Raw genomic sequence first — 12,269 nt, forward strand, 5'->3', positions numbered from 1 at the left:
GATTTCGAATTTCACCGGCAGGGATTTGGCACAGATGAGCGAGCAGCCTTGGTATCACGCGGGCTTGCGGTTTGAATGCACGCAGTGCGGCGATTGCTGCACGGGCGCGCCGGGCTATGTGTGGGTCAACAACGAAGAGATCGCCGCGATCGCTGCCGTCGTCATGCCCGAGGATCCCGAAAAATTCGAGGAGCTCTACGTCCGCAAGGTTGGCGTGCGCAAGAGTCTCAAGGAATTTCCCGACGGCGCGTGTGTCTTTCTCGATCCGGTGAAGCGCAATTGCACGGTCTACACCGCCCGTCCCCGCCAGTGCAAAACCTGGCCCTGGTGGGACAGCAATCTCAAGAGCCCGGCCACCTGGAAGCAAACCTGCGAAGTCTGCCCCGGCAGCGGCGAAGGCAAGCTCCATCAGCTCGGGCACATCGAAGAGCAACGGAAGATCATGAAGGTGTAGGTTATCGCACGAGGAAGCCTGTCATCCTCGGCCGTAGAACGCTGTTTCGGCGCCGATGATCGCTACCATGAGAAACCACGTCCACAGCAGAAAGCGATAGTGGAAATAAGGGCCGACGGCGAGTGGCAGCAGGAGCGTTAACAGCCACGGTATCGGAATCATCAACATCATACTTCGGTCCTCTTGGCCAACCGTTGATGTGGAATTCAAACGCGCCGAAATAGGTCGGGCAAACAGGATTAGGCTCGGCAAAGAATCCACGCTCTCGATCGTCGACCAAATAGGTCACCAGGCGAATATTCGCATCGACGCCCACAGCGCTGTAGCTTCGTCCCGTAAAGATGCGGTGCCAACCAAAAACGCAGAAGATGCTCGCAAGCCAAGCCGCGACGAGCACCACCATCATCGCCAGCGGCGAATAGCGTAGCGCGAACAGCAGCAAGTTGAGAACCTTATTCATCGCCTCAATGTAGATTCTGGGCGATCGCTAACCAATCGTTCGCCCGTAGAACGCGGTTTCCGCCCCGACGATGGCGACCATGACGAACCAACTCCACAGCGGAAAGCGATAGCGGACTAAGGGTCCGACGGCGAGCGGTAAGAGGAGCGTGAGTAGCCAGGGAATGGGGATGGAAACGACGTTGGGATGAACGGAATCGTCGTAGATAGTCTCTTTCATCCAAGCCGAAGCCACGAACTCAAATTCGCCGAGCTGTTCCCAGCCGCGGGAATTCACTGCTATCGTCTTGAATCCCGGAGTTTCTCCTAAGGAGTCGATTCCAATGTAGCGCAGGCTGCCGATACGAAAGAACACGCTGTGACTACGTTCCGGCCCTACATATCGCCAACCGTAGATGGCAGTCAGGCTGAAATACCAGCCAACCGCCAACAGCACCATGATCGCCAAAGGCGAGTACCGTAGTGCAAACGACAAACTGGCGCGGGCGAACTTCATCGCCGCATTATACAAGCCTGAAGCGCAAGCGAAGGATCCGGCGTTCCTTCGCTTGCGCTCCAGACGAGTGACATCGCCGAAACTTATTCCAAATCCTTCTTCTCAATCTTATACAGCGGCAAGTAACGGTAGTAAACTTCGAGTGTCAGGCACGAAAGGCTGGTGCACATTAAGCGGCCACCTTGGCGGCCCCAGGCATCGGGCGTGGGCTTGATTGGATCCCAGCTCCCCGCTTCGCAGCCATTCTTGGCTTGCGAGTTGATGAGGAGCGACCGCATGTTGCGATTCCACACATCCCACTCAGGCCCTTGCACGTTGTGCATCACCTGCGTGGCGTAGTACCAGTAGTAAATGTTGCGGCGATCGAGCGACGGCTGATTCTTGGAGAGATATTCGACGCCGCCGGTGATGACCGGATCGTCGCGGTTAGCGCCCAGGTATTGAGTGGCAAGCAAACCGACCGAAGTCATTGGCAGCGTCGGTCCACCGCCCGGCATGTAGCCGAACTGCTCGCGATAACGGCCTCCGGTCGCCACCAGCTTCAAGTAGCTCTTCGAGCCGGCAATTGTTTGCTCGCTGACTTCCAGGCCAGCCATCTGACCACTCTTGAGCGCCATCACTTGCCAACCGTGCACGCTAGTATCGGAATCATCCGAACCATGCGAGTACCGCCACGAGCCTTCTCGATTCTGTCCCGTTTGAATGAAACGAATCGCCGCCTGAGCAGCCAAGCCGATGCGAGAATCTTGCGACATGCCATAGGCTTCGCACAGGGCGATCGTGGCCAGGCCGTGCGTATACATCTGCGAGCTGCTGCCGGCCGAAAGATCGCCATTCTGTTTTTGATTACTGATCAACCAGATGAGCCCGCCTTCGACGTTTCGCCGGTAGACTCCCTTGCCCTGATGCGTTTGTCCCGCCGCGAGAAATGGCAACAGCGCGAGCGCCGTGGCCGCGGCATCGCTGTTGATTTCACCCTGCCCGCTGCAGCCACCTTTGTCGCAACTGGCGCGATGATCGAGGCTCCAACTGCCGTTCTTGTTTTGATGGCGGGCGATCCAATTGAGCGCCAAAGCGACCGCGCGTTCCGTAGGCTTCGTAGCGCCGCTGATTCCAATTCGGTCGCCGGTGCCTCTTGGCCCAAAGCCTTTGCCGTGACCACCTTTCCCCATAGTATCGCCAGACCCACCGCCACCACCGAGGCCCGTGGGCCCGGGAACTCGAGGACCGAAAGGCTTGAATGAGGGGATGCCGTTGCCGGTGCTGAGCGCACGCTCGTTGTCGCCCGCGGTGCCGCCACCACCATACTGAAAGTTAGGGCTGCTATCGTTGTGTTGCGCTTCGATCGTGATTGGTTTGGTGTCGACGATCGTCTCGAGGTCCAGAATTGTTGGCTCCTCAGGGATCGGCGATGATTCAAATGCCATCAAGGTTGGTTCCGGCTGCGTGTCTTCATTAACCGCCGAAAACGATGGCGCGCTCGTCACTGTCCGCACAACTTGAATGGTGCCAAGCACAAGTGCCATGCATAGCAGCACGATGAGATGCAACATCATGCTCGCCAGCCAGGCCTGCGCGCTGGCGCCCATGATCCACTCGCTCAGGCTGTGAGTGAGCGACGGCGAATCAGACTCTTCCACAACAGCATCGTCGGCTGGTTTGGATGCGAAGAACATCAGGACACCTCTGGCGGAGTGTGTGCGCGCAGTTGCAGACAGTTACGAAATCGAGCTGGATCCTGCGCAAGGAAATGGCAGTAAAGGAACGCCGGCGCGCAATGCGGATATGCGCGCACTTAGGCCGAATAGGTTTTGATGAGATCGAATTTAGTTCGAGCTCAATTGCTGAGGACGTGTATTAAGTCCTCGCCCCTTCATTCGCGGGCAGTGCTGGTGTTTATTCCCGCCGCGAACGAAATTTTTGCTACGCGGCTAGCAAGACGATTAGAAGCTGGATCGAGCAAATTGCGCATAGAACGCCAATTCGGCCGCGACGACTGCCATGAAGAAGAACCAAGACCAGAGCGGAAAGCGGAATCGCCAGATGGCCCCCGCGGCGAGCGGAATGAGTCCGGTGAACAGAACGGCGAACGGAATCATGATCACATTGGCGTTGTATGGCCCGTAGAGTCCCGACGGCCGGGCTGCAATTTCGAATTCGAACCTGCCCATCGGCTTCTGATGCAGGAGATACGCGAGCCTTTCGTTCCCGCGCCACTCGGCCACGAAGCCGGGTTTACCGACCATGAGATATCCGCGCTAGCGAGGCGTAAGCTGCCATCGACGCAAAAAACGCTTGCGTGAGTGGACTTGCCCTGCCAGGTCCAGCCATACGAGTAAAACAGGGTGAAGCCCCACAGTACGCACACCAGTACAACCAGCGCGCTGGGAAAATACTGCAGTGATTGTAGAAGCGTCCGCATGCCGACATCATAAGCTCTAAGTTGAATCACAAGAAATAAAGAAGGCCAGGTAGAAATCTACCTGGCCTTCCGAATGGTTAGCTGTTGCGAGTCACGGAGTGACTACGCCTACTACTTCGCGCCGACGAGTTGCTTCGATTGCTTCTTCTTCTCGGCGATGATTTCTTCCTGAACGTTGCTCGGAGCCTTGGCGTACTTCGAAAGTTCCATCGTGAAGGTGCCTTGGCCCTTGGTCATGCTGCGGATGTCCGTTGCATAACCGAAGACTTCGCTCAGTGGCACTTCAGCGATGATCTGGCAGACACCTTCGCGGGTGTCGCTGTTCATGATGATGCCGCGGCGACGGTTCACGTCGCCGGTGACGTCACCCTGATAGTTGTCCGGGCACTCGATTTCGACCTTCATGATCGGTTCGAGAATGGCCGGCTTCGTATCGATGAAGTGCGTCCGCAAGCAGTCTTGAGCACAAATCTGGAAGGCACGATCCGACGAGTCGACGTCGTGGTACGAACCATCCGTCACGACAACCTTGAGACCGACGATCGGATATTCCGCGAGCGGGCCTTTGTTGAGGAGCGCGCGGAAACCCTTTTCGATCGAGTTTTCGAATTCGCCTGGAATGCGACCGCCGGTCACTTTCCATTCGAAGACGAAGTTTTCGGTCGAGTCAGCTTCGAGCGGTTCGAAGTAACCGACGACGTGACCGTATTGGCCCGAACCACCGGTTTGCTTCTTGTGCTTGTAGTTGTACTCATACTTCTTGGTTGGCGATTCGCGATAGCTCACCTTCGGCGCACCGACTTCGAGCTCGACCTTGTATTCACGACGAATGCGTTCGACGTAAATATCGAGGTGCAACTCACCCATGCCCGCGATGATCGTCTCGCTGGTTTCCTCGTCGTTGAAGACGCGGAAGGTCGGGTCTTCCTTGCGGAAGCGTTGCAAAGCCTTACCCATCTTGTCGGAGTCCGCACGGCTCGTCGGCGTGACGGCGACCTTGATCACCGGCTCGGGGACGAACATGCTTTCCAGCGAGCAATACTTGTTCTCCGACGCATAGGTATCACCACTCGCACAGTCGATGCCTGTGATCGCGACGATATCGCCCGCCTCGGCTCCGTCGACAACTTCACGCTTGTTAGCGTGCATCTTGACGATTTGGCTGAAGCGGTCTTTCTTCTGCGTACGTTGGTTGTAGTAAAACTCGCCCTTCTTGATCGAACCTTGATAGATTCGCAAGAAGGTCAACTGACCGAAGGGATCTTCGACGATCTTGAACGCCATGCCGACGAAGGGGGCCTTCGGATCGGGCTTCAGTTCCATGGTCTCGGCCGGATTGTCCCACTTCTTGGCCGTCAGCTCGCGTTCGAGCGGGGAAGGCAAGTAGCGAACGATGGCGTCGAGCAGCAACTGCACGCCCTTGTTCTTATAAGCCGAGCCAATCATGACCGGGGTCATGCCCTGCTGTTGGGTCGCCTTCTTGATCACGTCGTAGACCAACTGAATGGTTGGTTCTTGCTCGCTGAGCAGGATTTCCATCAGTTCGTCGCTGTACATGGCCAGCGCTTCGAGCATTTTGTGCCGCCATTCCTTGACGGGAGCTTCGTATTCGGCGGGGATTGGCTCCTCGCGAACGACTTCGCCCTTGTTGCCGTCAAAAAAGTAGGCCTTTTGCGTAATCATATCGATGACGCCGGCGAAGTCGTCGCCGCCGCCCATCGGATATTGAATGAGCACTGGATTGGCGTTCAGCTTGGTCTTCAGATCGTCGAGGATCGAGAGCGGACGAGCACCGGTGCGGTCCATCTTGTTGATGAACGCGATGCGGGGAACGTGGTACCGCTTCATCTGGCGATCGACCGTCATCGATTGCGATTGCACTCCGCCGACCGCGCACAGCACGAGCACGGCGCCATCGAGCACGCGGAGCGAACGTTCGACTTCAATGGTGAAGTCCACGTGCCCGGGGGTGTCGATGAGGTTCATGACGTGCATGTGGCTCTCATCGCCAGGAAACGCGGGGTCGTTCCATTCCAAGTGCGTTGCCGCGCTGGTGATGGTGATGCCGCGTTCCTTTTCGAGTTCCATGTGATCCATGGTCGCGCCGTCGCCGCCACCCTTGACCTCTTCGATCTTATGGATGCGGCCAGAGTAGAACAGGATCCGCTCGCTGAGGGTCGTCTTACCCGAGTCGATGTGAGCCGAAATACCGAAGTTGCGAACTTTTGTGAGATCCATAACTACACCTAAAACAGAATGTTGCGTTCGTCAGCAACAACGCTGCGACTCGCACCATCAAAACACGACGCCAAAAAAGCATCGAGACGCCAAAACGGCAGTCCCGAATCTTCCAATCTACACGAATCCTCGGCTTAGCAGGGTTACCCAGCCGGAGAGGCTCCGCCTGAGTACGACCAGCCTTGGCCACTCGCACTTAACTCGCTTGCTGGACGAGAGTTGCGACTTTAGCGAGAAACGTTGGCCGAGCTTGGAACCGAAGTTCCTTCGCAGGCGATAAGCCACCTGCAACGCAACGGAGTTTTTGGCCCATTGTTTCTGCTCCTTTCTCAAAGAGCAAAAGTCAGGCCCAGAGTTCGGCCACTCGTCGCGAAAAAATTCGTCCTCGTAACCCTCAATCTTATCCGAAAGCGCCCCCACGGAAAGGTCAAATTCGCAGCCGCGCCAGCGAAGGGAGGGGAATTCGCGGAAGATTTACATTGGGATTCAATCGTTAGCGGCGGGCCAGATCGAGACTCGGAGCAATTCGCTGACTGGACATCCAAACTCGGGCAGCAACGTGCTGGAAAGCTGGTCGCCACCTCTCAAGACCACGTAGTCTTCGGCTCCGCGAAATTGATGAACTTCCTTGCTGCGCGGATAAATGTACCAAACCTCTTGAACTCCGCCTGCAAAGTACGCCATTGCTGAAGAACGACGGCTCACGAAATGGCTAAAGCCGCGTCCGACTTTGATGTAGGTGCCACCGACTAAAGCCGGTGGCTAAGAAGCATTCCCGATGGCGATTTCAATCTCACCCTTAACTTCCAAATGAGGCTCCACGACGATCCTTGCTTGCAGAGCGGTTCTCGCGGCGTCACCTCCGATTTTCCCAAGCGCCCAGGCAGACGCGCCGCGGATCAGTGGTTCGTTGTCATTCAAGCCGCGGATAAGCGCCGGAATAGCCGCTTCATGCTGCTGATTCCCGAGCACAATCGCCGCGTTGCGAAGGATGCCGCGGCGTTTCGATCGCCAGAGCGGGGAGTGGCGGAAGCGGGCTTTGAAACCGGCATCGTCTAGTTCGAACAGGGCGATGAGATCGACCGGGTTTTCATCGTCGCGCGGCTGGAAAGAAAGTTCGCCGGACAACGGCGCGCGGTGATTCCAGGGGCAGACATCCTGGCAAACATCGCAGCCGAAGAGCCAATCGCCGAGGCCGGGTCGCAACTCTTCTGGAATTGCTTCCCGCAGTTCGATGGTCAGATAGCTGATGCACTTCGTCGCATCGAGCACGTAAGGCTGCGGAAAGGCCTGCGTCGGACAGGCATCGAGACAAGCCCGACATGTGCCGCAGTGATCGGTCGCGAACGGCGCGTCGGCGGGAAGGTCGAGATTCGTCAGCAGGGCTGCGAGAAAGAAATAGCTGCCGGCCGGCTTGTTCAGCAGCAGCGTGTTCTTACCAATCCAGCCGAGACCAGCGGCGACGGCAAATTCCCGTTCGAGCAACGGCGCGCTATCGACCACGCCGCGGCACTCAGCGCCGGAAACCTCCGCTCGCAACCAATCGGCCAAGGCGTGCAACTTGTCGTGAATCACATCGTGATAGTCGCCGGGCCCCCACGCATAACGAGAAATGCGTCCTTCACCGGGTTGGCATTCCTTTGGCTCCTCCGTCCGATACGGCATCGCGAGCATCAGCACGCTGCGAACCGACTCGAGCACACTTCGCGGATGCCGATAGGCTTCGGCGCGGTTGCTCAGATAGTGCATCTGCCCGGCGTAACCACTAGCCAGCCATTCCTGCAGCTTCGGATAGCCCGCCGCGTCCCTGGCCGGGCAAACGCCGGCCAGCGCGAAGCCGAGCTCGGCGGCGCGGGCTTTCAAATCGGCAGCGACTAAGGACGGGTTCAACGGAATTTGAGTTTGAAGTTTGCAGTTGAAGTTCGTAGTTGTTACATCTTATCAACTTCGAACTCCAAACTTCGAACTCCGAACTTATTGCGTTACGAAAGCACATCCCGCACAACCTTCCCACCCTGATCGGTCAGCCGCACATTCAGTCCTTTGAAAGGCAAGGCAAGCTGGCGGTGGTCGAAGCCGAACTGGTGCAGGATGGTAGCGTGAAAATCGTTGACGTGAACGGGATTTTCCGTCACCGACCAGCCGAGCTCGTCCGTCGCGCCGTAGGTGAGCCCCGGCTTGATGCCGCCGCCGGCCATCCACAGGCTGAAGGCGCTGGGATGATGATCGCGGCCGACTTTGTCGGGAAGTTTGCCGCCACGATTCTCGGCGAGCGGCGTGCGCCCGAACTCGCCAGCGAAAATCACCATCGTGCTGTCGAGCAGGCCGCGCTCTTTCAAATCCTGCACGAGCGCCGCCAGCGGCTGATCGGCCATACCGGTGTTGTGAGCGAGCTCTTCGTCGAGATTGCTGTGATGATCCCACGAGGCATGCACGAGGGTGACGAACCGCACTCCGCGCTCGACGAGCCGCCGGGCTAAAAGGCAGTTCCGCGCGAATTGCTTGTACACATTGGGCCCGCCGCCGCGATAGCTGTTCTTCGCCGGCTCGGGGCGATCGCAGCCGTAGCGATCGAGCGTGGCTTGCGTCTCCTGCGACAGATCGACCAGTTCCGGCGCCGCCGACTGCATGCGAAAGGCGAGCTCATAACTGGCGATGCGACTTTCAATCTCTGGGTCATGCACTTCCTGCAAGTGACGCCGATTCAACCTGCCGAGCGAACCGAGGCTCCGCTCCTGCATCTCGCGAGTCACTCCTGGTGGATTGCCGAGATTCAATACGGGGTCACCCTTGTCGCGAAACAACACGCCCTGATAAGTCGACGGCAGAAAACCGCTCGACCAGTTCGACACGCCACCACTGCCGCCGCGGCCCGCAGTCAGCACGACATATCCAGGCAGATTTTCCGATTCGCTGCCGAGACCATACGTCAGCCACGATCCCATGCTCGGCCTGCCGAACCGCGGCACACCGCTCATCAGCATCAGCTGGGCCGGGTGGTGATTGAACGCATCGGTGTGCATCGAACGGACAAGTGCGATGTCGTCGGCACACTTGCCGAGATGCGGCAGATAATCCGAGAGCTCCATGCCGCACTGACCATGCTTCGTGAACTTCCGCTTGCTCCCCCACAGAACGGCAGTCTCTTTTTTCAGAAACGCGAAGCGAACTTTTTCGGTGAGCGACGGTGGCAACTGCTGGCCGTGCTGCTCCTGCAACTTCGGCTTGGGATCGAAGAGATCGATGTGGCTCGGCGCGCCTTCGGGCAGAATAAAAATGCAGGCCTTGGCCTTGGCTGGATGATGCGGTTGCTTCGGCGTAAGTGGATTGGCGGAAGCTTCACCCGCCAAGAGGCCTTCGCGTTGCAACAGCGACGACAACGCCACGAGGCCGAGCCCTGACGCACTCGAGGTAAGGAATTTGCGGCGAGCGGATTGAATGAAAGGGTGCATAATAGTCGTCGATTCGCTCCGCGATCGATGAATGGAGGTAGCCATCGGTTTGAAGTACGACCGTGCAGCAAAAACTCGAGTTCTTTCATCGACCGCGGAGCGTTCGACGCCTATTCCCGTGTCACAAATTCATCGAGGTTCATCAGCGTCCGCGAAACATTTACCCACGCGGCAAGCTCGCTGAGAGTCGCTCCTTCGGCAGGTTGATTTCCAGCAACGGCAACAGACGCGGCGCTGTTTGCGCCGGCAAGTTGAAGCTGATCTTGATACAGCGAAATCACATCATCGACCTCGGCCTGGCTGGGAACGCGGCCGATGCATAATCGCAGGGCATGCGTGGCTCGCGCGCGGACGGTTTGTTCCGCGCTCATTCCAGCCGGCACTTCGCGGACAACTCGTCGAGCAAGATGCTGGGCCGATTCGAAGAAGACGGTGTCGTTCCACAGCGTGAGCGATTGAATCGGAGTATTGCTTGTTTGCCGTTTGACGGTGCATTCCGTGGAATCAGGCGTGTCGAAGGTTGCGAGGAGTGGATACGGCGAGGTGCGCTGGAAAAACGTGTACAAACCACGGCGATAACGATCGGCCCCTTTGCTGTCGACCCACTTTGCACTGCCGGCGTAGGTGAGGCTGGCATAATCGGAGGGCTGCGGCGGATGAACGCTGGGGCCGCCGAGTTTGCCGACGAGCAGACCGCTCGTCGCGAGCGACACATCGCGGAGAATTTCTGCCTCGACGCGCCGCCGTGTTTGGCGGGCGAGAAGTTCGTTGTCGGGGTCGCGCATACGCAGTTCGCGGCGGGCTGCTGACGATTGTTGATAAGTGGCCGAGGTGACAATGCGGCGATGGAGTTGTTTTAAGCTCCAACCCTGCGCGCGGAAGTCGTTGGCGAGCCAATCGAGCAACTCCGGATGCGATGGCTTGTCTCCCTGCCGGCCAAAGTCATCGCTGGTGGCGACCAGGCCGCGGCCGAAGAGTTGCTGCCAGTGGCGATTGACAGTCACTCGCGCGGTGAGCGGGTTTTCGTTGCCAACCAACCAGCGGGCGAGATCGAGTCGCGTCAGCTTTTCAGCAGAGTTCACGGCAGGCAGGATCTCGGGCGTACCGCGGTGCACGACATCACCCGGACTCAGAAAATCACCTCGCTGATGCAGACGTGTTTCGCGCGGCTGAGCGAGCTCCGTCACCGTCTGCGCCATCCGTTGCGGCGGCAACTTTGGCGACTTGGCCTGATGATCGGTGAGCGTTTTATTGAGCTTCGTCCATTCCTCATCCAGCAGCCGATGATGCTTTTCTAGCTCGGCTTGCTCCGCCGGCTTGCGATCTTCCTTCGCTTTCGCAAGCGTCTTGATGATTTTCGGCGGGGTTCCTTCCGGCGGTTTGCCGGCGTCTTTCGCCGCTTGCTCCCAGGCTTCGAGCGCCGCGGGTTGCAGGTTCGTTTCATACGCCGTGAGCGCGGCTTTTAGCTCAGTGGTCTTCGCCGAGTGCACTTCCTTGTCGGCCGCGAGCTTGGCTGCTTCTTCGGGCGTCGGCGCTTCGAGGTCGTGTTCTTGAATGCTGTTGAAGAGAGCGTAGAGCGAGAAATATTCGCGCTGCGTGATCGGGTCGTACTTGTGTGAATGGCACTGAGCACAGCCGAGCGTGAGTCCGAGCCAAACCGCGCCGAGCGTATTGGTGCGATCGACCGTTTTCTTCACGCGGTCTTCTTCGGGATCGATGCCACCTTCGGTGTTGTGCAACGTGTTGCGATGCAAGCCGGTCGCTATCCGCTGCTCGACGGTCGCGTTGGGCAGCAGATCGCCGGCAAGCTGCTCGACGGTGAACTGGTCGAAGGGCATGTCGGCGTTGAGGGCTGCGATCACCCAGTCTCGATAGCGATAGGCGAACGGCCGCGGCTTGTCTTTTTCATAACCGTCGCTGTCGGCGTAGCGGGCCTGGTCGAGCCAATGTCGGCCCCAGCGTTCGCCGTAGTGGGGCGAGGAAAGCAGGCGATCGACGAGTTGCTCGAGTGCATCAGGCCGCGGATCGGCGATGAAGGCATCCACTTCCGTTGGCGTCGGCGGCAATCCGAGTAGATCGAGCGACAACCGGCGAATGAGCGTTGCACGATCAGCCGTGGGCGATGGTTCGAGATTTTCTTTCGCCAGGCGAGCAATCACAAAAGCATCGATTGGCTGCCGCTGTTCTTTTGCGTGCGCGACAAGCGGCGGAACCGGCGAACGAATCGGTTGCAACGACCAATGCCGGGCGGCTTGCAGTTGGGCTAGCGATTGATCGGGCCAAGCCGCGCCTTGATCGATCCAGGCCCGCAGAGTGCCAACGTCTTTCGCGCTGAGTCGTTCACCTTTATCAGCGGGCGGCATGATCTCGTTGTCGAGACCGGCCACGAGATGAATCAACCGACTTTCTGCGCTTTTGCCCACCACAATCACCGCGCCACTGTCGCCGCCGGTGAGGGCATGTTTTTTGACATCGAGTCGCAGGCCGCTTTCGGCCTTCTCAGCGCCGTGGCAGTTGAAGCAGTGCTTTTGCAAAATCGGCAGCACGTCGTCGACGAAATCAACCTGGCGATTCGCCGGCGCGGGGAGCTTGCCCGGCTCGGCAGCAATAGTCGCTGCGCAGCAGAGCAAGATCGTCCAGAAGAAGTAGCGAAGCATGAGAGCTTCCTAGAGCGACCGGCGGAGGGAGGGAATAGTGGCGGGACGCAGGTAAGTGAGTTATTAGAACTGGCGTTTTCAGGTGGGGCAA

At 58.2% G+C, this 12,269-nt stretch carries 9 protein-coding genes; 1 reads left to right on the forward strand and 8 read right to left on the reverse strand.

The annotated features are described in order from the left end of the window. The first annotated feature begins 34 nt into the window (after window positions 1-34). The gene (locus M9Q49_RS21865; RefSeq protein ID WP_254510961.1) at window positions 35-454 is read left to right on the forward strand and encodes a YkgJ family cysteine cluster protein; all 420 of its coding nucleotides are present in this window, start codon (window positions 35-37) and stop codon (window positions 452-454) included. A gap of 1 nt (window position 455) precedes the next feature. On the opposite strand, the gene M9Q49_RS21870 is transcribed toward M9Q49_RS21865, so the two are convergent. The 8 genes from M9Q49_RS21870 to M9Q49_RS21905 all read right to left on the reverse strand — a co-directional run bounded on the left by M9Q49_RS21870 (window position 456) and on the right by M9Q49_RS21905 (window position 12,178). Further along, entirely contained in the window at window positions 456-914 is a 459-nt protein-coding gene (locus tag M9Q49_RS21870) for a hypothetical protein (protein WP_254510962.1), read from the reverse strand. A gap of 27 nt (window positions 915-941) precedes the next feature. Beyond that, a complete protein-coding gene (locus tag M9Q49_RS21875) occupies window positions 942-1,409 on the reverse strand; it encodes a hypothetical protein (RefSeq protein ID WP_254510963.1) in 468 nt (155 codons plus the stop codon). A gap of 83 nt (window positions 1,410-1,492) precedes the next feature. Then, window positions 1,493-3,085, reverse strand: coding sequence for a hypothetical protein (locus tag M9Q49_RS21880; RefSeq protein ID WP_254510964.1), 1,593 nt, complete (start codon window positions 3,083-3,085; stop codon window positions 1,493-1,495). 267 nt (window positions 3,086-3,352) lie between these two features. Then, on the reverse strand, window positions 3,353-3,655 hold the full coding sequence (locus M9Q49_RS21885) for a hypothetical protein (RefSeq protein WP_254510965.1): 303 nt from the start codon (window positions 3,653-3,655) through the stop codon (window positions 3,353-3,355). Between the two features lie 287 nt (window positions 3,656-3,942). Beyond that, on the reverse strand, window positions 3,943-6,069 hold the full coding sequence (gene fusA / locus M9Q49_RS21890; protein ID WP_254510966.1) for an elongation factor G: 2,127 nt from the start codon (window positions 6,067-6,069) through the stop codon (window positions 3,943-3,945). Between the two features lie 762 nt (window positions 6,070-6,831). After that, window positions 6,832-7,959 (reverse strand): tRNA epoxyqueuosine(34) reductase QueG, encoded by a 1,128-nt coding sequence (queG, locus tag M9Q49_RS21895; protein ID WP_254510967.1) that lies wholly within the window; start codon window positions 7,957-7,959, stop codon window positions 6,832-6,834. 92 nt (window positions 7,960-8,051) lie between these two features. Further along, a complete protein-coding gene (locus tag M9Q49_RS21900; RefSeq protein ID WP_254510968.1) occupies window positions 8,052-9,521 on the reverse strand; it encodes a DUF1501 domain-containing protein in 1,470 nt (489 codons plus the stop codon). A gap of 110 nt (window positions 9,522-9,631) precedes the next feature. Beyond that, window positions 9,632-12,178: a PSD1 and planctomycete cytochrome C domain-containing protein gene (locus M9Q49_RS21905; protein ID WP_254510969.1), complete on the reverse strand. Its 2,547-nt coding sequence runs from the start codon at window positions 12,176-12,178 to the stop codon at window positions 9,632-9,634. Window positions 12,179-12,269 lie beyond the last annotated feature (91 nt).

The organism is Anatilimnocola floriformis, from assembly GCF_024256385.1.
Taxonomy (GTDB): Bacteria; Planctomycetota; Planctomycetia; order Pirellulales; family Pirellulaceae; genus Anatilimnocola; species Anatilimnocola floriformis.